The following is a 21461-nucleotide window of genomic DNA, read 5'->3' as shown; positions in this document are numbered from 1 at the left end:
CTTTTGCAGTACTTGAGCGGTGAGCCTCAGTGCTCGCCGTGCTTGCCGCCCTCGTGTTCCTCGATGAACTCTTCCACGGGGTCGGTGCCTGCTGCTGCCGCCTTGCGCTTGGCCACGAATCCACGCCCGATTTCAATGAAGATCGGGATGACCGAGATCAGGACGATGACAATGAAGATGATGTCGATGTTGTTTCCGACCCACTCGAACTGGCCAAGCCATGCGCCGAGCAGTGTAACGCCGCCGCCCCAGAGGACGGCACCGATGACGTTGAAGAGGAAGAACTTGCGCTTATCCATCTGTGCAACGCCCACGATCACCGGCACGAAAGTGCGGATGATGGGAACGAAGCGCGCGAGGATCAGCGCCTTGCCACCGTGCTTTTCGAAGAACGCATGGGCGCTCTCCACATTTTCCTTCTTGAAAAGCCGTGAATCCGGCTTGTTGAAGATGGCCGGGCCGGCCTTCGATCCAATGAGATAGCCGGTCTGGTTGCCAATGATGGCAGCAACGATGATCATGCCGCACATGGCCCACAGGTTGAATTCGACGGCGCCGGTGGAGACCAGCAGTCCCGCCGTGAACAGCATCGAATCACCCGGCAGAAAGAAGCCCACCAGGAGGCCTGTTTCTGCAAAAACAATGGCGCAGACCAGGAGGACCACCCACGGTCCCAGCGGTGAGTCGCGGAGGAACACGTCGGGGTTCAACCAGTCCGGCAGGAACGAAGCCATGGAGGGCTGAACCGGTCCCGCGCCCCCGAAAGTGGATACGGCAAGGTCGTTTATCGCAGAAAAGATCACCCATCAAGCCTACTTGACGGCCGTCGTCGTGATTTTCGGGGGAGAACCCTTGACTCTTGCTTCGCTGCTTGTATGGTTAGTTACATGAGTAATGAACCAGTGAGGCGGAGGTGCTCGTGATCGATGACACCAAGCCGATCTTCCTGCAGATCGCCGAACTCATCGAGAACGGAATCGTGGACGGCACCATGGCCGAGGAATCCCAGGTGCCCTCCACCAATGAGTTTGCCGCTTTCCATCGCATCAACCCGGCTACCGCTGCCAAGGGTGTCAATGTGCTGGTGGATTCAGGAATTCTCTACAAACGCAGGGGGATAGGGATGTTTGTTGCCACGGGAGCCCGCGCCCAGTTGATCGCGCGCCGCACCGAAGAGTTTGTGGAGCAGTACGTCAAGCCGCTGGTGCTGGAAGCCCGGAAGTTGGGCATTTCGGCGGAGCAGCTGAACACCATGATTGAACGCAGTTCCGGGCTTGCCCCGGAATCCGGGACAGACAAGGAAAGGAGCGCGGCCCTGTGAACGACACCATCGTCGAGGCCCGTAACCTGATCAAGCACTACAAAGACCTCAACGCGCTGGACAACGTCAACCTCCGACTCTCCGCAAACCGCATCTACGGATTGCTCGGACGCAACGGCGCGGGCAAGACCACATTGATGTCCATCCTCACCGCCCAGGCTTTCGCGACCTCAGGCGAAGCGTTGGTCTTTGGGGCCAGCGCGTATGAGAACGATGCCGTGCTGTCCCGGCTCTGTTTCATCCGGGAGTCACAGAAATATCCGGATGACTTCCAGCCCCAGCACGCCTTCCGATCCGCAGCCCTGTTTTACAAGAACTGGGACCAGGACTTCGCCGACCGGTTGGCCGGGGACTTCCAACTTCCCGTCAAGCGTCGGATCAAGAAGCTCTCGCGGGGTCAGTTGTCCGCCGTCGGCGTCATCATAGGCCTGGCATCGCGCGCGGAACTGACGTTCTTCGACGAGCCATACCTGGGGCTCGACGCCGTCGCCCGCCAGTTGTTCTACGACCGCCTGGTGGAGGACTACGCAGAGCACCCGCGCACCATCATCCTGTCCTCCCACCTGATCGACGAGGTGGCCAACCTGCTGGAGCATGTGGTGGTCATCGACCGGGGCCGGATCATCATGGACGCAGATGCCGACGAGATCCGTGGTTCGGCCGTCACCGTTTCGGGATCCGCGGACAAGGTGGACGCATTTTTGGCCGGCCGCAGGATCCTGCACCGCGAGACGCTGGGGTCCCTGGCTTCCGTGACGGTGGATGAGGCCCTCAGCAGCCGCGAGCGAACCGAAGCGCAGGAGTTGGGCCTGGAACTGTCGCCCGTTTCCCTGCAGCAACTGGTGGTCCGCAAGACCATGGCCGGGGCGGGAGCAACAGGAACAGGCAGTGCAGACTTCGCCGATAACACGATGGAGGCAAGGCGATGAGCAGGACAGCAGCAGTTGCCCGGATGCAGCTGATCAATAAGTGGACGTATATCGGCTGGCCGCTGACGATCCTTGCGGCCTCCTTCCTGATGTCGCTGGCCATCTTTGCCCTGATCCCGGTCCAGGAAGGCAAGTACGGCGGGGGAAGCCAGGCCCCGCTGTGGTACTTCCTGGTCCTGGGGATCCAAAGCATGACCTTGGTGTTCCCCTTCTCCCAGGGCCTGAGCATCAGCCGCAAGGCCTTCTACCTGGGAACGTTGGGGCTCTTTTCCCTCATTGCCCTCGGGATGACAGGGCTGTACCTTCTGGGCGGCGTCATTGAAGCGGCCACCAACGGTTGGGGTGTGTACGGATACTTCTTCAAGATCCCGTGGGTTACGGACGGGCCGTGGTACTCCACCGCAGCGTTCTTCTTCATAGTGATGATGTTCATGTTCATCATCGGATTCTGGTTCGCCACCATCTTCAAGCGCTGGGGGACAACCGGGACCTTGATCTCAACCCTCGGAACCGGGCTGGTCCTGATTGGTATAGCCGCCTTGTCCACCTTGCTTCAGTGGTGGGGAGTGATAGGAAACTGGTTCGCCCAGCAGACGCCGCTCACCATCAGCGGATGGGCTGCGCTCCTGTGCGTCGTCCTCGCGGCAGGTTCCTACACAACCCTGCGCAGGGCCACTCCGTAGGCACCGAATGTAGCGTTGACCACAATGCAGGCCGGAAGGGCCGCCCCACCGCGGAAATCGGGAAGGGCGGCCTTTTTCGGCTGTAACCTTGTCCAGTGGCATTGGACTTTACGGCGATCGACTTTGAAACAGCCAACGGCTTCCGGGGATCGCCCTGTTCGGTAGGCCTCAGCAAAGTCCGTGGCGGGGTTGTAGTGGAGGAAGCGTCCTGGCTGATGCGCCCACCGGAGAACCACGACCACTTCGAGTTCCACAACACCCGCATCCACGGCATCCGCGCCGAGGACGTTGCCGGCCGCCCGCGGTTCGGTGAACTCTTCCCGGAAATCGGCGCCTTCATAGGTGGTGACGTCCTGGCCGCGCACAACGCAGCCTTCGACCTCGGGGTCATACGTTCCGGTCTTGAAGTATCAGGCCTGGCCGGACCGGCCTATGACTACGTCTGCACGGTGATGCTGTCCCGGCGCTGCTACTCGCTGGTGTCAAACTCCTTACCGTATGCCGCGGAGGAGGCCGGCGTGCCCCTGGTCAACCATCACGATGCCGCCGAGGACGCCCGGGCCTGCGCCGGTATCCTGGTGGACATCGCCCGGCGGAACAACGCCAACAGCATCGCCGAGCTCTACCTTTCCCTGGGTCTTAACCTCCCCCAGCAGCCGGCGTTCGACCCAGCGCAGGGCCTTTCCAAAGCGACCCTCTCCGCGCTCGCGGCCACAACGCGAGGTGCGGCAGAGGGTGCCCTGGAACGAGCCGTTGGCGGCCCCAGTGGATGGTCGGCCTGGCCTGAGGAAGGGCCCAACCCCCTGCCCAATCCCGCCGCGGAGCCGGGGCATCCTTTGTTCGGGCAGACAGTGGTTTTCACAGGTGATCTCGCGATCACGCGGCCGGAAGCCAAATCGCGGGCCGCGGACATGGGAGCACGCCCCGAAAGCCGGGTGACGGCAAGGACCACCGTGCTCATAGTTGGCGATGGCTTTGTGGCAGGCGACCTTCGCGCCGGACGACTCACTGGCAAAGCCAAGCGGGTCCTGGAACTGCATGCCAAAGGCCAGCAGATCGAGGTTGTGTCCGAGGGCGAGTTCCTGCAAATGGTGGGCGGTGCCTGACCCGCAAAGGGTCATACTGCGCAACAATGCTTCCCGCTGGGGGAGATGCGCTCCTAGCCTTGGGGCATGGCCAAGCCCGCACTTCCTCCAGCACCGGTTCGCCAGCAAGCCGATGTTCATGATCGTCCTGCGCGCCCTGCGGTTGCTTGGCGGGCTGTTTTCGCGTTTCCCAACCCCGTGAACGAATACGCCGCCCGCATCACGGCCGGGTTGGTAGTGGTCCTGGCCGTCGCAACCCTGCTGACCGGCTGGGGCTGGGGTTTGGTGATTATTGCCGCCGGCTTCTGGCTCCGCGTCCTGTTTGGTCCCCGGATCTCTCCGTTGGCGCTGCTGTCTGTCAAGGTTCTGGCACCACGGATCGGACACGCCAAGCTGGTGGCCGGTCCGCCCAAGCGTTTCGCGCAAGGCATCGGTGCCGCTTTGACGAGTGCCGCCGTCGTTCTCTTCTTCATCGGCTACCAGCCGGCCGCGTGGCTCCTTCTGGCGCTTCTGATCGTAGCGGCGTCCTTGGAAGCGTTCGTCGGATTTTGCCTCGGCTGCGCGATCTTCGGCTTACTGCAGCGCCGTGGCCTCATTCCGGCCGAAATTTGCGAGGCCTGCAACAACATCACGCTGCGCAGCACCACGTAGTACCCGTCAGCCAGTGGTGACGGCGAGGAGCCTTCCCGCCATGCCGCGGATGACCTCGGGTGCTTCCAAAGCCTCCAGCCAGGCGCCTGGGAGGCATTCTTCACCGTAGAAGGCACCCAGGATGTTGCCGGCGATGGATCCAGTGGAGTCACTGTCGCCGCTGTGGTTGACGGCAACTGCGATCGCGTTGCGGAAATGGTCCGCCGGCGAACTGCCGCTCGTGGCCAAAACGGAGTAGAGCCCGACGGCGAGTGCCTCCTCTGCGATCCAGCCCTCGCCGAGCGCTGCGGTCAGGTCTTCAGGGCTCAGGGCGTTGGACTGCTGAGACAACTGCAAGGCGGCTTCCAGCCTTTCGCCGAGTTCCGGGGCCTTGGTGGGAACACCGTTCACGTAGGCGAGTGCCTCGTTGGCAGCGCTGCGGACGTCGTGTCCGGCCACGATGTGATGGATCAGCAAACTGAAAGCCGCCGCACTGAGGCGGGCCGAAGGGTGCCCATGCGTCAGGGACGCGGCATCGGAGCTCAGCTTGTAGACGGCCTCCCGTGAGATGTGCGGAATCAGTCCGAAGGGAGCCGAGCGCATCACCGTACCGCATCCCTTGGAGTCGGGATTGACCGGGCGAGCGACCGTGCCCATCTGACCGGTTGCCAGGCCGCTCAGGCACGCGTTTCCCGGTGCCCTGCGGTGCCGGAGCACTTCCTGGGCGTCGATCCACCGGGGCTGGGGTACAGGGGCGGAAGAGGCGACAGCGACGTCCTGGGTTTTGAGCCACCGCAGGTAGGCGAGCCACAGGCAGGCGATCTCGTCAGCTGCCACACCGTCGTTCGCCCATTCGAGAGCTTCCACCAGACCGTCAACGGTGTACAGCGTCATCTGGGTGTCGTCTGAAAAGTGGCTCGCGTCCCCGAGCTGGCCAAACCCGGTCAGCCCGGCAGCACCATAGTGCGCGCGGATCGCTGCGATGGAATCGAACTCCACGGCGTAACCAAGGGAATCGCCCAGTGCTCCACCCAAAAGTGAGCCGTGGACACGGGATTCGAAGGATGGCGCAACAGGGGAAGAAGGTTCAACACTCATGCCAGTAACTTACCGTGCCCGCGAACGCCCGCTGGTATGGTGGGGAAGCTGCCCGGCACCGATGAAACCCTGGAGAGACTGCGTGCGTGAACCTGCTTGGCGACGGACCGGCAAGACACCTGATTATAGGTTCTCGCTTGCCAACGAACGTACCTTCCTTGCGTGGATCCGCACCTCCCTGGCCCTGCTTGCCGGGGCGGTGGCTGTTGACCAGTTGGCTCCCAACATCGCGCCGACCCCCGTTCGACTGGTCCTCTGCGTCTTGCTGGCGCTGGTTGGAGCGGGTTTGGCCGCCTTGTCCTACCGCAGGTGGGGGCAGATGGAAGCGGCAATGCGCAACGACCAAGCCCTTCCGTTCTCCCGCGTGATGATGTTCATGACCATCGTGGTGGCTTTGGCAGCCTTCGCCTTCGCGGTGCTGATCCTGGTTGCCCGGTGAATAAGGACATCTTGTGAGTGTGGAAGTCCGCGATCCCGGTCTCCAACCGGAGCGAACAACCCTGGCCTGGCGCAGGACCTTGATTTCGTTGGTGGTCGTTGACCTGTTCATTTGGCGGAGTTGGCTGACGTCCGAGCCATCCACCGCCAGCGCCGCCGCCGGGCTCCCGGGACTTGACTACCAAGGCATCTGCGCCCTCGTGGCGGCCGCCGCCACCATCGTCCTGGCCTCGGCGGTGTGGGTTCGCTCACGCCAGCTCCAGGCCGGAACCAACGCTGCTTCCGCGCGGCTGGTACTGGTCAGCACCGTGGCCGTGATGGGCCTTGGCGGTACGGCGATCGCGGCCATAGCCTTGGGCGGATAAGCTCGGAGGCGGGATTCAGCAACTGCCCAGACTCGGCTGGGACAATGCTCAAGGGCCATCGGCTTCCGGCCAGGCTTGCCAACGCCCTTGACGCTCCGGGCAGCCGTCAGCAGTACATCAGAGCCTGCAGCACGCTGCGGGGCCAGCAAGGCCAGCATCCAGATCAACCGTAAGGACACCTTCGACATGACCTCTCCTGTACAGGCCACACCCGAACACCAGCCGGGGCTCACTGCCCGGTTGTCGGCTGAAGCTTTGGGATCGATGTTCATTGTGGTCGTGGCGGTGGGTGTCGGGATTTTCTCCAACCCCAGCGGGGCGCCCGTACCCGTGGCCCTCGCCGCCGGGCTCACCGTGACAGTGGCCATGCTGGCGTTCGGGCATGTGTCCGGTGGGCACTTCAACCCGGCCATCACCCTGGGCAACCTGATTGCCGGTCGGATCCGGGCAGTAGCCGCCGTGGCCTACCTGGCGGCGCAGCTCATCGGCAGCGTTGTTGGTGCCGCGCTGATCTACTTTGTGGTTACCACAGTCCCCGTGCTGAAGGACGCCCGCGCGGCCTTTGACGTTGTGGCGCCGGGCTACGGTGAACATGCTGCAGCCCAAACGCAGATGGCTGGTGTCCTGATGGTTGAAATCCTTGGTGCTGCCCTGCTCGTTGCAGTCTTCCTGGGGGCGACGGCCGGCCGCAGGGCGGTTCCCGCCCTGGCTCCCTTCGCTGTGGGCCTGGCCATGGTTGTGCTGCTTCAGTTCGGCCAGGTTCTGGGCAACCTTCCCTTCAACCCTGCGCGGGCAACGGCACAGGCATTCTTCAGCTCTTCCTGGGCCATCGAAGGACTGTGGCTCTTCTGGGTGGCACCGCTGTTGGGCGCTGCGCTGGCCGGGCTGGTCTTCCGTGGCTTCCAGGGTCTTGCGGAAGGCAACGGTGCCGGGTCGGCGGACTTCCAGGCCGCCCATGATGACGACGTCAATGCTGCCTTCGACGCCGATCACGACCTCACTGAGGTCGGCGCCGGAACCAGTGGCGCCAAGGAGCAGCAGGCTTCTGCGAAGAAGGACACCGTCAACCCTGCACCAGCACCTGCTGCGGCCGCCGACGATGACGCCCGCGACTTCTTCGACGGCAAAAAGGGCTAGCAACCAGACAGGATCGACGGCGGTCGGCTTGCCTGCGCTTTATTGTCGGTACACCCGGTTAACTTGGGAATATGCGGTTACTTCACACTTCGGATTGGCACCTTGGCCGATCATTTCACGGCGTAGGCATGCTCGAAGCCCAGCGCGATTTCGTGGACCAGTTGGTATCGGTTGTCGAAGCCAGGTCCGTTGACGTCGTCCTGATAGCCGGCGACGTGTATGACCGCGCTTTGCCGGGTTTGGACGTGGTGAAACTCCTCGATGATGCGCTTGTCCGGATCACCCAGGCAGGCGCCGCCGTTGTCTTGACCAGCGGCAACCACGACTCCGCCATCCGGCTGGGCTTTGCCTCCCGGCTGTTGGAGCGCGGGGGAGTGCACTTACGGACCCGGGTGGAGGACCTGGACGAACCTGTGGTTTTTCCGCTGGGATCGGACCGCAGCCATGGGGATGTCGCCATCTACGGCATTCCCTATCTTGAGCCCCGGCTGGTGGCCGAGCGCATGGGCGTCGATACCGCCAACCACTTCGACGTCACTTTGGCGGCTGTGGAACGGATTCGGCGCGATGTCGGGCACCGTCGGGAAGCCGGACCTGTTTACCCAGTAGTCCTTGCGCACACTTTCGCCAGCGGAGGCATTTCCTCGGACAGTGAGAGAGACCTCAGTATCGGTGGACTGGGAGCCGTGCCGTTGGATCTCTTCGAGGACTTCGCCTACACCGCATTGGGCCACCTCCACGGGCGCCAGGAGCTGGCTCCCAACGTCCGCTACTCCGGCTCGCCGCTGGCCTATTCCTTCTCCGAAGCCAAGCACCATAAGGGTGCCTGGCTCGTGGACATCGGCCCAGGCGGCGCCGTCGGAGTCGAAGAGGTCCTGTGGGGGTCGCCCAAACCACTGGCCATGCTGCGCGGCCCGCTGGAGGAACTGCTGGCATCCGGGGAACATGCCTGGGCGGAAGGTGCCTACTGCCAGATCACGTTGACGGATGCCGTGCGGCCTGCCCAGGCGATGGACAGGGTGCGCAGCCGCTTCCCCGACACACTGGTCCTTGCCTTCGACCCCGAAGGCGGTGAGTCCCGGGCCGGGACGAGCTACAGCAGCCGGCTCGCCGAGGCCGAAGATGACCTCGACGTTTGCTGCGGCTTCCTGGAACATGTCCGGGGCCGCGGTTCCGGAGATGCAGAAGAAGCCGCATTGAAAGAGGCCCTTGAAGCTGTCCGGTTGGAAGAGGCGGAGCTGTGAGAATCCACCGCTTGGATATCGAAGCGTTTGGCCCGTTCGCCACGCCCCAGCACATCGACTTCGACCAACTCAGTGCGCAGGGATTGTTCCTCCTCAACGGCGCCACCGGGGCCGGGAAGACCAGCATCCTGGATGCCATCTGCTTTGCCCTGTACGGGTCCGTTCCAGGCGCCCGTCAGGAAGGCAAACGACTCCGCAGCGATCACGCGGCGCCCGGTGCTGAACCACGTGTGGTGTGCGAGTTCTCTGCCCGGGGACGTCGTTTCGAAGTGACGCGCTCGCCCGCATGGGATCGTCCCAGTGCCCGTGGGCGCAATGGCTTCACCACGCAGCAGGCCAAGACCCTCCTCCGGGAACGGGTGAATGGAACCTGGGAAGAGAAGTCCTCCAGGAATGACGAGGTAGGAGCTGAACTTTCCGACGTCCTGGGAATGGACCGGGAGCAATTCACAAGGGTGGTTATGCTGCCACAGGGTGACTTTGCCGCCTTCCTCAGATCCAAGGCAAGCGACCGCCTGGAACTCCTGCAGAAACTCTTCGGCACGCAACGTTTCGAATCCGTCGAACGCCACCTCGCCCAGCAAGCTGCCGTCGCGGCCGGCGCAGTGCAGGAGAATACGGCGGAACTGACCATGCTGCTGGACAGGGTTGCCGCGGAGCGTCAACAACTGGACGATCACCAAGCCGCACCAGGGGATTCAGCAGGCACCGCGGCCACCATCACGGCAGGACAAGAGCCCGAGGAATGGCTTGCCGAGGCGGAAGCCGAGGTAGTTGCCGTGTGGCAGCGTCGTCAGGACGAGGCCACGGAAGCGGAGTCCGCGGCGGCCCGACTCGCCGGGAAATTCCAGGAAGCCCAGGAGAAAGCGTTGCGTCACGGGCGTCTTGGCGCCGCAATGCAGCGGCGGATCCTGCTGGAGTTGGCTGCCCCCCGTGCACATGAGAACAGGGAGAGGCTCAGCCGGCATCGCCGCGCCGCCGTGCTCAGCGGCCAACTGGAAGCCGTTGATGCCGCAGCGCGCAAGCTCCAGGCCGCTACAGCCCTCGCAGCCGGGATTCGCTCGACAATGGACGAAGCAGGCGTGAACCCTGTGAACCCCACCGCTTCCCTGGAGGTCGTCAAGGCAAGCTGCGCTGTGCTGGAGGCCCGTCTTCCCGATGAGCAGCGATTGGACGGATTGGCAACACGCATGGTGGCCAAACGCGCCGAGTCGGCTGAACATGCCGCAGCATCGGAAGCGGCGCGCTCCGCGTTGGAAAAGCTCCGTGAAGAGGTTGCCACAGTGGAGTCGCACATCGGGCCCCTGGAACCCGTTGCTGAGAAGCTGTCGGAGCTTGAAAGGGAGGCTGCCGCGGCCACCGAGTTGGTAGGGATCGTGGGTCGGTATGCGGCTGCCGCCGATGACCTGGAGGACATCACCGGAAAGCATCTCCAAGCACGGTCGGCGTCGCAGGACGTCCGCCAGCAGTGGCTCGACATCCGGGAGCTGCGCCTCGCCAATGCAGCTGGGGAACTGGCTGCGGCCTTGGAAGACGGCGTACCGTGTGCGGTGTGTGGCAGCGAAGACCACCCGAATCCAGCTGCCGCAGTACGATCAGCCCTCTCCCTTGCCCAGGAAGAGGAAGAGCTGAAGGAGCGTTTCGACGCCACTGAGAGAGCCGTGGGAGAGCTCGCAGGGCAAGTCTCCGAGGCGGCCCAGGTTCTCGCCGGGCTGAAGGCCCAAGGAGGGTCTGCGGATGCGGCTGAGGCTGAGTCCAAGCGTGCGGATGCCCAGCAGGCTCTCTCTGCGGCCCGCAAGGCAGCAGCGTCCTTGGAGACGCTGCGCAGCCGGCAGCAATCCCTTGCCCAACGCATCGACCTCGTGGAGGAAGAACTGTCCGGGTCCCTGGCCAATGCAGCCCAGGCGTCTTCGGAGGTGTCCCTGCTGGAGGAACAGCATGCTGACCTGGAGAAGGAACTGGCTGGTTTGAGGGGCGGCTTTCCGAGCCTGCGTGAAAGGTTGGACGCCTTGTCCGCCGAGCGCACACTGCTGCAGTCAGCAACTGATGCCGAACGCAACGTCGATAGTGCCGTGCAGGCACAGGAAGATGCCATCGCCTCTCTCGGCCGGGTCCTGCCGGAATCCGGATTCGGATCTGCCGAAGAAGCGCGTCGTGAACTCCTGCCGCCCGCCGATGTTGTAGGTCTTGAGAAGGACCTGGCCGATTTCGACGCTGAATCTTCCCGCCTCGATGAACTGTTTGCCGGCGAGGACCTGGTTCTGGCAGCCAAGGAAGTGAGTATTGGCGAGCTTCCGCTGCCGGATACCGAACTTGCCGGGGTAAAACTGCTGGCAGCGGATGCTGCGGACAAGGCCCGTGCCGCAGCTCTGGCTGCGGGCCTGGCTGGAAAGTCGTCCGAAGCTGTGTCTCGTTTTCGGAAGGCCTACATTGAACTCGCTGACGCCGGCAAGGAGCCGCGGAACAAGGCACGGCTTCTGGCAGAGTTGGCGGACACCGTGAGGGGATCCGGTGATAACAGTTACCGGATGAGCCTGAACACGTACGTTTTGGCCGGCCGGCTGGAACAGGTAGCCATAGCCGCCTCCGAGCGGCTCGTTGCCATGAGTGATGGCCGCTATACCTTGCAGCATACGGATGCCAAGGCAGCGCGGGGTGCAAAGTCGGGGCTGGGGCTGGAAGTGGTGGACGAGTGGACCGGCCAGCGCCGGGATACCTCCACCTTGTCCGGTGGCGAATCCTTCATGGCCTCGTTGTCCCTGGCGCTTGGCCTGGCCGATGTTGTCCAGCAAGAGGCTGGTGGCGTGGACATCGAGACACTGTTCGTCGACGAGGGTTTTGGAAGTCTCGACGAGCAAGCACTGGAGCAAGTGATGGATGCTCTGGAAGGACTGCGCGACGGCGGCAGGGTAGTTGGCTTGGTCAGCCATGTTGCCGAGATGAAACAACGGATCACCAGCCAGGTGCAGGTGGTAAAGGGCCGCCACGGATCCACCGTGCGAATCGCCGAATTGGTTCCTGCCTAGGCCATAGTTCCTGCTGGGAACATATCCGATAGACTTAACCCGTTACACCGGGTCGCGCGCATCGGGAGGAGGGACGATGCGCATCCTTTAGCGAACCCGGATTAATGGAAAAATCTTCTGTGGCTTCCCAGCCTCTGTCTTCTGCACCATCACGCCCCTCCCGCCTGCCCGGCCGTTTTGCGCGGCTCCCGGAACTTGCAGGGCCCGGGTTCCTGCCCTTGGGCCTCTTCGCCCGCCTTCCGCTGGCCATGCTCACCGTCGGAACCCTCACCCTCGTCACGGCCGTCAGCCAGTCCTACGCCATCGGTGGCATGGCTGCCGGAGCTGTAGGCATTGGTTCGGCCCTGGGTGCCCCTGTCCTCGGCTCCCTGGCCGACCGCGCAGGGCAGCGGATCGTGCTCCTGGTCGCCGCTGTCATGAACGCTTTGGCGGTCGCCGGACTTCTTGCGGCGGCCTACCTGACGCCGGCCTACGGTTCCGCAAGCGACGCTGTCGGTGTCCTCATCGCGTCATTCCTTGCCGGTGCCAGCTGCCCGCAAGTCGGCCCGATGGCCCGGGTGCGGTGGATGGCTTTGACTACCCGGAACCTTGCCCCCTCGGCAGCCAACGGCAGCAGGAGCGTGGCAGCAAACCGCGCAGACCTCGATACCGCGCTGTCCTACGAGGGCACCGCGGACGAGGTCACCTTTGTCCTTGGCCCGGCGCTGGTGGGTGTCCTGGCCAGCATGGTGGCCCCATGGTTGCCGCTTGCCCTGGCTGCGGTCATGACCATCACGTTGGTGCCGGCTTTCGCCGTCCACCCCAGCCAGCATGCTGTGGTTCCAGCGCCTCGCAAGGCGGCTTCCGGCGTCGTGCCTTCCGAGGAGCAGCCCGCGCAGGCTGGTCCGCAGCGCCGCAATCGTTGGGCCGGTGCTGTGGTTGCCGTACCTGTGCTGGCAATGGTCTGCATGGGTACCTTCTTTGGGGCGACGCAAAATGCGTTGAGTGCATTCTCTGCCCAGTACGCCACCGCCGAAATCGCGGGGATCCTCTACGCGGTGATGGGCTTGAGCTCTGCGGTGGCTGCGTTGTCGGTCGCGTTCTGGCCACAGCGGTTCAGCCTGGCCTCCCGCTGGGTTGCGGCCGCGCTGGCGATGTCGGCCTTGTCGCTTTTGCTGCTCTTGCCCGGCGGTATTTGGCCGATGGTCTTTGTCTTGCTGATTTTGGGTATTCCGGTGGGGCCTGTGATGGTCACGGTCTTCAGCATTGGCGGCGTCGTGGCACCGGCCGGCCGTATGGCAACGGTCATGACAGCCCTCGCCAGCGGAATTGTCGCTGGTACGGCACTGGGCGCGTACCTGGCTGGGCAACTGGCCGAGACGCAGGGGCCGGGTGCAGCCTTCGTCGTTTCCATGGCCGCCGCGGCTGGCCTGCTGCTGCTGGGCGTTGTGACGTCCCTGGTGATGAAGCGCCGGCCTCAGTCGTAGTTGCTACACGGCCTCGTTGCGGTAGCCGGTGGGGGAGTTCCCGAAGGCTGCCCGGAAGATGCGGCTGAAATGGGCGGCGTCGGTAAACCCCCACCGTGCTGCGATGGCGGTGACGGGGCGATCGGTCAGCACAGGGTCCCTCAGGTCGCGCCGGCACCGTTCGAGCCGCCGTTGCCGGATGGAAGAGGCCACGGTGGTACCGATTTCCTGGAAGAGATCGTGCAAGTGCCGGGTCGAGATGTAATGGGCAGCGGCAATGGTTCCGGGCGAGAGTTCGGGATCACCGAGGTTCGCCTCGATGTAGTCGTGGATACGCCCCAGCAGCAGCAGATGCGGATCCCGTCCGGTCTCGATCAGCTGGTCAAGCTCGCCATTGAAGAGTGTGGTCACGAGGTCCAGCGCGTTATGCACCAGCCGGAGACCATTGGTGCCCGACAGGGCTTCAAGATTGTCGGCCAGTCTTACCAGGAAGGGGCTGATGAGTTGGCCTAGGCCCTCATCGCCCGGAATGCGCAAGGCAGTGACATGGCCCATGGCCTCGGCCGGCAGGTCCAGCAAAACGTGCGGGAACATCAGCACCAAGGTGCGGAAGTCGTCGTCGAACGTCAATTGATAAGGGCGGGAGGTGTCATAAATGGAGAGATCACCAGGGTGCAGCACGGCCTCGCGTTCGTCCTGAACCAGGCGGCCCGATCCAGCGAGCTGGATGCTGAGTTTGAAGAAGCGGCCCGTGGACCTGGCAATCAGCTCGGGTGTGCGCTGGACGGTGTGGGGTCCGGCGGTAACCTCCACCACGGAGATCTGCCCCAGCACGCGTGCACGCATAGTGCCGTGGAAGGCTGAGCCTTGGAAGGACGAATTGGTGGGACCCGTTGCCAACAAGGGCACGAATGAGGTGGAGATTGCCTTGCTCCACTCCTGGAACGACTCCGCCACGATGGTTTCCACGGTTGCGGGGCCCGTATCAGCCGCGACGGTCATCAAACTCCCTTTCAGTGGCCCGCGGCGCCGCTGCCACTGGGGCGGGAATGTCGGTTGGGCGGACGTGAGCTTGCCCACGATTCTACACCGGGGACCAGGCCGGGACCGTGCATGCGTGGACCGACAAACACCCTGCCGTGTGAGACAAGTCACGCCATGCTTCTGCGGTGGAAGATTGCGGAATGACAGACATCGTGCCGCGCATTCTCCCGCGGCACCGAGGCAGGAGCACACTATGAGCGTGGACAACCCCGTCAAGGGCAGGGCGGCCGGAGCCGTAGGCACCAAAAGGCGGCTCGGCGTACCAGCAGTAACTTTCATGATCATCGCGGCCTCGGCGCCGCTGACCGTGCTCGCAGGCGGCGTCACCACCACTTTCGCGGTCACCGGTGTCACCGGGGTGCCACTGTCTTTCCTGATTCTGGGTGGAATTTTGGCGCTTTTCGCTGTGGGGTATGCCGCCATGAGCCGGTACGTCACCAACGCTGGGGCGTTCTACGCCTACATTGCGCAGGGCATCTCAAGGCCGGCCGGCGTGGGAGCATCACTGATGGCCCTCATGGCTTACAACCTCATGCAAGTGGGTATCTATGGCTTGTTCGGTTTCACCGTGTCCTCGCTCCTGTCTGCGCGGCTTGGCATCAGTGTTCCTTGGTGGATCCCTGTGCTGGTCTGCATCGCCATTGTTGGGTGGCTGGGAGTCAACCGGGTAGACCTGTCCGCCAAGGTGCTTGGCGTTCTGGTGGCCTTGGAGTTCCTGGTGGTCATTGTGTATGACGTCATCAGCCTTGCTGTGGCCCCCGAAGGCATGAGTGCAGCAACGTTCAGCCCCGAAAGCCTGTTCGTTCCCGGGATCGGAGCAGTCCTGTCCTTCGGTATCGCTGCCTTCATGGGCTTCGAGTCCGCTGCCATTTACGGTGAGGAATCCAAGGACCCCAAGCGCACCGTTGCCAGGGCGACGTTCGCAGCCGTGGGAATCATCGCAGTGTTCTACGCCGTATCAGCCTGGGCCATGACCGTGGGCGCCGGCCCCTCTGCTGTGGTCGAATCAGCGGCGGCCAGCGGGCCGGACATGATGTTCGCGTTCCTTGGTGCCAACGGAGGCGTACTGCTCAGCGACATCGCCCAGGTCCTCTTCGTGACCAGCCTCTTCGCAGCACTCGTCAGCTTCCACAACGCAGTAGCCCGCTATTTCTTCTCCCTCGGCCGCGAGCGTGTCCTGCCGCCGGTGCTGGCCAAGGTGCGGACAGAAAGCGGGGCGCCCTTCGCCGGTTCGCTGGCGCAGACGGTGATTGCCGTCGTCGTGACCATCGCTTTCGCCATTGCCGGCGCAGGGTCCGAACTGGGCGGGCTGTACCCCGTCTTGACCATGTTCACCTGGCTCACCAACAGCGGCGCGATGGGCCTCGTCCTGCTGATGACCGTAGTGTCGGTGGCTGTGATCGGCTTCTTCCGCCGGCAGCAGCACGGGGCAAGCTTGTGGGTCAGGGTGATCGCTCCTGGGCTGGGGTTCGTGCTTCTGTCCATCGTCTTCGTGCTCATCATGACCAACTTCAACGTCTTGCTGGGACAGGCCGAGTCCACGGCCGCTACGTTTGTCCTTCCGATGCTGGTGTTGCTGCCCGGAGTTGTTGGTGTCATCTGGGGCTTGCGCCTGCGGCGCTCGCAGCCGGCACTGTACGCCCGGATTGGCCACGGCGCCGAGGACTGAATCCCGGCGAAACTTACGGAAGCCCCGGCGAGTGTTCCTCTCGCCGGGGCTTCCGTGTCTTCCGTTGATGTTCTGTTCCGGTGGGCTACATCTCCGCAGCAGGGTCGAGTTCCGGGCTGTGGCGGCTGATGCTGATCAGGCGTCCGCGGGCGCCGAAGGTGAAGTGCACGGGTTCCGTGCCTGCCTCGTCCCACCCGAAGAGGCTGCCGTGGGACCTGATGGCGTGGGGATCGCGGTGGTCGGCGATGGTGACCGAGCCGCACGGTATGACTTTCTCGCGCCAGGTGAACACAAAAATTCCCGGGCGGATCTGTAGCACGGTGTTGGAATCCGTGTCTGCCAATCCGCGCTCCGGTCCGGCCAGGCACTGCCATGTGTACCAAGTGGGGCTGAGGTAGATGTGCTCATAAGCGTGGGATTCGCTGTACGCCCATTCAACGCGGCGACCAATGAGGGCGTTGCTTTCTGAGATTGCCGCCCCCGTGGTGTCGTGTCCGTCGAGCGTTCCTGGGCGGAAATCGTGGTGGACGGCGACGCTGGAGGCTGTTGCCCTGCCGAGTGCGGCGCCAATGTAGAGCGCCCTGCCATGCAGCAGGTCCAGGACCAGGGAAACGGCGAGATCGGGAGCGTCCTGACTCTGCCATTGGGCGTAGAACAGGCCCTCGGCTACGAGGAAGGCCTCATAAGGGGCGGTTCCTGAGTGGCCGGCCGCAGCCCATTGGACCTCTTCGTCGTCGAAGCTGAACGTCATGGGGCCGCCGTCATTGCGGACGGAGAACTGTTTTCCTGCCAGGTCCTGCACTGTGGGTGCCTTGTAGGCGTCGAAGCCGGGGGCCAGTCCGTCCAGTGGCAGCCAGTTGGAGGTGTCGAGGAGATTCAGGCTCATGGGTTCCTTCTTGGACTCGAATGAAGGACCGGACGGCGTGTCCGGTCCTTCTTTCGAGTATTCGCTTCGTCGCGGCCATCGTCTTGTGCTGTGGGGCACGTCACTTGACCTGCAAAGAAAGGTTCAGCCCTGGGGAAAAGTTCAGGCCAGCTGGCTTTCTATCCGGGCCGCACTGGCTGCGAGCGCTTTACCGACGGCGTCGGCGTCCTGATCGAGCCGGATGTAGACGACGGCGATCGCGGCCGGCCGTCCACCCGGAACCTGGATGGGGGCGGCGATGGAGGACAGGCCGGCGATGACCTCGTCATGGCTGGTGGCGTAGCCGAGTCGGCGCGCCTCATGGGCTTCGGGGCGGTAGGGGTTCCCTGAGCCGACTTGCTGCCAGCGTTCCTCGGTCATGGTGGATTGGATGGCTATTCCGGGAGCTCCTGTGCTGACCGGATGGCGGCTTCCGGGGTGTTGGGCGAGCGCAGCGCCTGAGTGTCGTGGCTCAACGGTGACCAGGGTGACGCATTCCTGGTGGTCCCATACGGCGACGAAGGCTGTCATGTGAAAGGCGTTGGCGAGTTGGGTCAGTTCGGGCAGTGCCGCGGTTTGAAGGTTCCGTGAGACGCCGCTGGCCAGGACGGCCAATCCGGGTCCGGGCTGCAGCCGTCCTGAGTCGTCGCGTACCAGCAGGGAATGGTCTTCCAGCGTCCGGAGGATTCTGTAGGCCACGGAGCGGTGAACGCCCAGAGCTTCGGTGAGTTCGGCAATACTGAGCGGCTTGTCTGCCGCAGCGAGGATCTCGAGGGCGCGGATTCCCCGGGAGAGGGTTTGAGACGGCGGAGCTGGTATCGCCGCTTCCGTTGGAGGGTGGACATCGCTGCGGGGATTCATGCGACCCATCCTATGTTGGCGCGAACTTCCAGGGGGCTGTGCTTTGGGTCACAGACTGTAGTATTCTTTCCTAACTGACCGTTCTGTCGGTTAATGCAAGTCAAGCACCGACCAGTCACCCTCACCCCCATGGAGTTCCAATGACCGCAACTTCCACTGTCGACTCTCCGTCAGGACCCAGCAGCAAGCGCGAAGAGCGCCGGGTTCTGGCCGGGACACTGGTGGGCACCACCATTGAGTGGTACGACTTCTTTATCTTCGCCCAGCTCACGGCGACCCTTCTGGCGCCGCTGTTCCTCTCTCCTTTGGAGAAGTCCAACCCGGGAGTCGCCCAGCTTTTGTCCTTCGCCACGATCGGCATCAGCTTCCTCTTCCGTCCCCTGGGGGCTTTCGTTGCCGGGCACCTCGGCGACAGGATGGGCCGCAAGGCCGTCCTGGTCATGACGCTGGTCATGATGGGTGCAGCTACTGCGCTGATCGGCATGCTGCCCACCTACGCAACCATCGGCGTCTGGGCTCCCATCCTGCTGATTACCTTGCGCGTAGTCCAAGGGTTCTCCGCCGGTGGTGAGTGGGGCGGTGCTGCACTCATGGCTGTGGAGCATGCGCCGCTCAAGAAGCGCGGGCTCTTCGGCGCCTACCCACAGATCGGTGTTCCCATCGGCATGATCCTGGCCACCGGCCTGTTGTTCCTGCTCCAGTCGGGAATGTCCAAGGAAGATTTCGCCTCATGGGGATGGCGCGTGCCATTCCTGTTGTCGGTGGTCCTGATTGTGGTGGGCTACCTCATCCGCCGGGCCGTGGGTGAAAGCCCTGTCTTCAAGGAAATCGCCCAGCGCAAGGCCGAAAGCAAGGCGCCCTTGGGCGAACTCTTCCGCAAGAACAAAAAGGAAGTTCTCCTTGCTGCGTTGATCTTCATCGCCAACAATGCCGCCGGGTATCTGCTGATCGCCTTCTTCATCTCCTACGCCACGCGTACATTGAAGATGCCCACTCCGCAGGTCCTGCTTGCCACCACCATCGCCTCGTTCGGCTGGCTGATCTTCACCATGGTGGGCGGTTGGTTGTCGGACAAGATCGGACGCGTCAAGACGTTCTTGATCGGTTATGGTTTGGTCTTTGCCTGGATGATCCCCATGTTCGTGCTGATCGATTCCAAGGACATCGTGCTCTACGGAACCGCTTTGTTCGTCCTGACCATCGGCTTGGGACTGTCCTACGGTCCGATGTCCGCCATGTACGCAGAAATGTTCCCGGCCCAGGTCCGCTACTCCGGAATCTCCATTGGATACGCACTGGGGGCCATCCTGGGTGGTGCCTTTGCCCCGCTCATCGCCCAGGCACTCCTGGACACCACCAAATGGTCCGGCTCGGTGGGCATCTACATCATGGTTCTGTGCGTCATCTCTGCAATTGGCGTGATCCTCGCCAAGGAAACCCGTGGACGGCCGCTGGGTTACAGCGTTCACCACTAGAAGCTGCAACAAGAAAAAGCGGGTGCGGTCCATAGCGGACCGCACCCGCTTTTGCGTGAGGTGCGACGCCGGCTACTTGCGGCCGCCAGCGGCAGCACCTGCCAACTGGCCCACCACATCAGGGTCGGAGAGTTGTTCGAACCGCTCATAGAAAGCGCCGACAGCATGGAATTTACCGGGCGTGTGAAGGACTATCACCGCGTCACACACCCGCGCCAACGACGTAGAGGCCTCCAGCGATGCAACCGGCACTGCGGCTATGACAGTGCGCGCCCCTGCAGAACGAACCGCTTCCACAGCCGCCCGCATGGTTGCACCTGTGGCGAGTCCGTCATCGGCCAGGACCACAGTCTTTCCGCGAAGGTCGTGGCCAGTGCCAGGGTATTCCTGCGCCCGCCGGAGAAGCTCGGCGCGTTCATGGGCTTCCACAGCATCAAGCGCGGACTGGGAGATTCCGTGGGTGAGGATGAGTTCCCTCAACGGTTTGTTGACGATACGGAGGACATCCCCCTGCGACCAGGCCAAGGCACCGAAGGCGGTTTCGTCGCGGCCCGGGATGCCGAGCTTGCGTACCAGGACAGCGCCGAAAGGCAGGTACAGCTCTGCTGCTGCTGCTGCGGCCACGGGAACTCCACCGCGGGCAAGGCCCAACACGATGGTGTCCGGCTGCTCCCTTAGCTGGGGGAGGGCTTCAGCCAGGCGTCGACCGGCTTCCGCGCGGTCCTTGAAACGCATGCCCATCTGCTCCACTTCCACGAAATCCGTTGCAGTTCCAAGCCTACCGTCCAGACCTTGCCCGGCAGGGTCTCCGCTGAAAGCATGGGCTTGTGAACAAGCCCATCGGATATTGGATCAAGAGGCTGGATGCCGCGCTGGAAGCCCAACTGGACAGCATCCTGGCCAGGATTAAGCTCAGCCGCCGTCAATGGCAGACCCTCAGTGTCCTGTCCGAGGGCGCCATGCTTCCGGACCAACTGGAGGAATCCCTGCACCCGTTGTGGGGTAACGATATCCGGATGCGGGAGAGGGAACTCGCGGCACTGGTTGGTCGGGGGATGATCACCATGGTCGATGACCGGCTGGTCCTGAGTGACCGGGGACGGGAAAAATACCACGAAGCCCAGCGGTTGGTGGAAGCAGCGCGGCAGGACCTGTCCATGGGGATTGGCATTGACGAGTACGCAATGGCCCTCAGCGTACTGGAGCGCATGAGCCTTAACGCGGAGCGGCTGGCCCGCTGACTGCTGTCAGCCGGACCAGCCGCCGCGGGCTGCAGCACTAGACGCCAAGGAACTCCAGCGCAGCGTCCTTGAAGGCCCGGCTGGTGATGACATTCGTATGCGTCCGTCCGGGAATGACCAAGGTTTCCACCATGCCGCCACGCTTGCCGGCAATGGAGGCCAGTTCCGGCATGCTCGCCGCGCGCTCGTCCCTCTCGCCGGCAACCAGCAACAGGGGCATGTGCGGGGCAGCCTCGGCGGGATCGAAAGGTTCTCCCTTGATGGCCTCAATGAGGGACAACATGGCGAACAGGTTGTTGCTGGGCAGCATCTGCGCCATCTTCAACAGTCCGGCCGTGGAGGAGTCCTCGATGGGTGTGCCGTCGGCCAGGTAGCGTTGTGCGGCAACGAGGTCGAAAGCTGCCAAGGGATCGGCGGAGCTTGGTCCGCCCAGGACGATCCTGTGCACCAGGTCTGGCTGGGTGGCTCCGAATTCCCACGCAAGCCGCGAGCCCAGCGAGTATCCGATCACATCCAGTCCCGTTGAAGGGTCGCCATCGCGCAACGGCCGCGCTCCGGCGTCGGTGACGATTTGGAGGAGATCCGCGCGGATGCGGCTGGGCGTGTAGGAGTCCAGGTCCTCGGGGGAGTGGCTCCGCCCATGGCCCGGCAAGTCCACGGTGATGACCCGGCGGCCGGCGTCCTGGAGCGTGGTGATCCAGCCGCTGTCCTGCCAGTTGAGTTTGCTGGACGAGGAGAAACCGTGGATCAACAGGACAGGCCGCAGCCCGGCATCGGCAGCCGGCTCATGGACTTCGACGAACAGTCCGGGATCGGTGCCCTCCACTGTGTGCCGCTGCTGTTCCACGGTGTGCCTGCCGGTCATG

At 63.4% G+C, this 21461-nt stretch carries 21 protein-coding genes; 14 read left to right on the top strand and 7 right to left on the bottom strand.

The features are described from left to right. Positions 1 to 26: 26 nt before the first annotated feature. Entirely contained in the window at positions 27 to 788 is a 762-nt protein-coding gene (locus QEH68_RS13090) for a VTT domain-containing protein (protein WP_280628012.1), read from the bottom strand. 131 nt (positions 789 to 919) lie between these two features. Here QEH68_RS13090 and QEH68_RS13085 point away from each other — a divergent pair, with 131 nt between their 5' ends. The 5 genes from QEH68_RS13085 (at position 920) to QEH68_RS13065 (ending at position 4669) form a co-directional block, all read left to right on the top strand. Beyond that, positions 920 to 1321, top strand: coding sequence for a GntR family transcriptional regulator (locus QEH68_RS13085; RefSeq protein ID WP_207593882.1), 402 nt, complete (start codon positions 920 to 922; stop codon positions 1319 to 1321). Beyond that, positions 1318 to 2250, top strand: a complete 933-nt coding sequence (locus tag QEH68_RS13080; protein WP_280623071.1) for an ABC transporter ATP-binding protein — start codon at positions 1318 to 1320, stop codon at positions 2248 to 2250. Before QEH68_RS13085 ends, QEH68_RS13080 begins: the two co-directional genes overlap by 4 nt. Next, positions 2247 to 2933, top strand: a complete 687-nt coding sequence (locus tag QEH68_RS13075; RefSeq protein WP_207593880.1) for a hypothetical protein — start codon at positions 2247 to 2249, stop codon at positions 2931 to 2933. Before QEH68_RS13080 ends, QEH68_RS13075 begins: the two co-directional genes overlap by 4 nt. Before the next feature lie 95 nt (positions 2934 to 3028). Then, positions 3029 to 4039 (top strand): exonuclease domain-containing protein, encoded by a 1011-nt coding sequence (locus tag QEH68_RS13070; protein ID WP_207593879.1) that lies wholly within the window; start codon positions 3029 to 3031, stop codon positions 4037 to 4039. A 66-nt stretch (positions 4040 to 4105) separates the two neighbouring features. Next, positions 4106 to 4669: a DUF4395 domain-containing protein gene (locus tag QEH68_RS13065; RefSeq protein ID WP_280623070.1), complete on the top strand. Its 564-nt coding sequence runs from the start codon at positions 4106 to 4108 to the stop codon at positions 4667 to 4669. Between the two features lie 6 nt (positions 4670 to 4675). On the opposite strand, the gene QEH68_RS13060 is transcribed toward QEH68_RS13065, so the two are convergent. Beyond that, positions 4676 to 5746 (bottom strand): ADP-ribosylglycohydrolase family protein, encoded by a 1071-nt coding sequence (locus tag QEH68_RS13060; protein WP_280623069.1) that lies wholly within the window; start codon positions 5744 to 5746, stop codon positions 4676 to 4678. 82 nt (positions 5747 to 5828) lie between these two features. On the opposite strand from QEH68_RS13060, the gene QEH68_RS13055 reads away from it, so the two are divergent. The 6 genes from QEH68_RS13055 (at position 5829) to QEH68_RS13030 (ending at position 13422) form a co-directional block, all read left to right on the top strand. Further along, positions 5829 to 6185, top strand: a complete 357-nt coding sequence (locus tag QEH68_RS13055) for a DUF202 domain-containing protein (RefSeq protein WP_207593876.1) — start codon at positions 5829 to 5831, stop codon at positions 6183 to 6185. 13 nt (positions 6186 to 6198) lie between these two features. After that, the gene (locus QEH68_RS13050) at positions 6199 to 6549 is read left to right on the top strand and encodes a DUF202 domain-containing protein (RefSeq protein ID WP_242703334.1); all 351 of its coding nucleotides are present in this window, start codon (positions 6199 to 6201) and stop codon (positions 6547 to 6549) included. 87 nt (positions 6550 to 6636) lie between these two features. After that, complete coding sequence (locus QEH68_RS13045) at positions 6637 to 7686, top strand: aquaporin (RefSeq protein ID WP_242703333.1); 1050 nt, start codon at positions 6637 to 6639, stop codon at positions 7684 to 7686. A gap of 71 nt (positions 7687 to 7757) precedes the next feature. Then, complete coding sequence (locus tag QEH68_RS13040; RefSeq protein WP_280623067.1) at positions 7758 to 8930, top strand: exonuclease SbcCD subunit D; 1173 nt, start codon at positions 7758 to 7760, stop codon at positions 8928 to 8930. After that, on the top strand, positions 8927 to 11956 hold the full coding sequence (locus QEH68_RS13035) for an SMC family ATPase (protein ID WP_280623066.1): 3030 nt from the start codon (positions 8927 to 8929) through the stop codon (positions 11954 to 11956). The genes QEH68_RS13040 and QEH68_RS13035 overlap by 4 nt, the downstream gene beginning before the upstream one ends. Positions 11957 to 12060: 104 nt before the next feature. Continuing rightward, positions 12061 to 13422, top strand: a complete 1362-nt coding sequence (locus QEH68_RS13030) for an MFS transporter (RefSeq protein ID WP_280623065.1) — start codon at positions 12061 to 12063, stop codon at positions 13420 to 13422. Between the two features lie 3 nt (positions 13423 to 13425). Here QEH68_RS13030 and QEH68_RS13025 read toward each other — a convergent pair whose 3' ends face one another. Further along, entirely contained in the window at positions 13426 to 14403 is a 978-nt protein-coding gene (locus tag QEH68_RS13025; RefSeq protein ID WP_280623064.1) for a helix-turn-helix domain-containing protein, read from the bottom strand. Positions 14404 to 14638: 235 nt separating this feature from the next. Here QEH68_RS13025 and QEH68_RS13020 point away from each other — a divergent pair, with 235 nt between their 5' ends. Continuing rightward, positions 14639 to 16114 (top strand): APC family permease, encoded by a 1476-nt coding sequence (locus QEH68_RS13020; RefSeq protein ID WP_280623063.1) that lies wholly within the window; start codon positions 14639 to 14641, stop codon positions 16112 to 16114. 85 nt (positions 16115 to 16199) lie between these two features. On the opposite strand, the gene QEH68_RS13015 is transcribed toward QEH68_RS13020, so the two are convergent. Further along, positions 16200 to 17000, bottom strand: coding sequence for a MoaF C-terminal domain-containing protein (locus QEH68_RS13015; RefSeq protein ID WP_280623062.1), 801 nt, complete (start codon positions 16998 to 17000; stop codon positions 16200 to 16202). Between the two features lie 141 nt (positions 17001 to 17141). Next, entirely contained in the window at positions 17142 to 17879 is a 738-nt protein-coding gene (locus QEH68_RS13010; protein WP_280623061.1) for a helix-turn-helix domain-containing protein, read from the bottom strand. 140 nt (positions 17880 to 18019) lie between these two features. Between QEH68_RS13010 and QEH68_RS13005 the strand changes: the two genes are divergently transcribed. After that, the gene (locus QEH68_RS13005; protein WP_172326041.1) at positions 18020 to 19354 is read left to right on the top strand and encodes an MFS transporter; all 1335 of its coding nucleotides are present in this window, start codon (positions 18020 to 18022) and stop codon (positions 19352 to 19354) included. A gap of 72 nt (positions 19355 to 19426) precedes the next feature. Here QEH68_RS13005 and QEH68_RS13000 read toward each other — a convergent pair whose 3' ends face one another. Then, positions 19427 to 20095, bottom strand: a complete 669-nt coding sequence (locus QEH68_RS13000) for a phosphoribosyltransferase family protein (protein ID WP_280628011.1) — start codon at positions 20093 to 20095, stop codon at positions 19427 to 19429. An 86-nt stretch (positions 20096 to 20181) separates the two neighbouring features. Here QEH68_RS13000 and QEH68_RS12995 point away from each other — a divergent pair, with 86 nt between their 5' ends. Next, entirely contained in the window at positions 20182 to 20595 is a 414-nt protein-coding gene (locus tag QEH68_RS12995; protein ID WP_207593862.1) for a MarR family transcriptional regulator, read from the top strand. A 37-nt stretch (positions 20596 to 20632) separates the two neighbouring features. Here QEH68_RS12995 and QEH68_RS12990 read toward each other — a convergent pair whose 3' ends face one another. After that, positions 20633 to 21460 carry an alpha/beta fold hydrolase gene (locus QEH68_RS12990; protein ID WP_207593861.1) on the bottom strand — a complete coding sequence of 276 codons (828 nt, stop codon included), beginning with the start codon at positions 21458 to 21460 and terminating at the stop codon, positions 20633 to 20635. Between the last annotated feature and the right edge of the window lies 1 nt (position 21461).

This window comes from Paenarthrobacter sp. OM7 (assembly GCF_029873575.1).
Lineage (GTDB): Bacteria > Actinomycetota > Actinomycetes > Actinomycetales > Micrococcaceae > Arthrobacter.
This window is presented reverse-complemented; position numbering and strand designations above follow the sequence as displayed.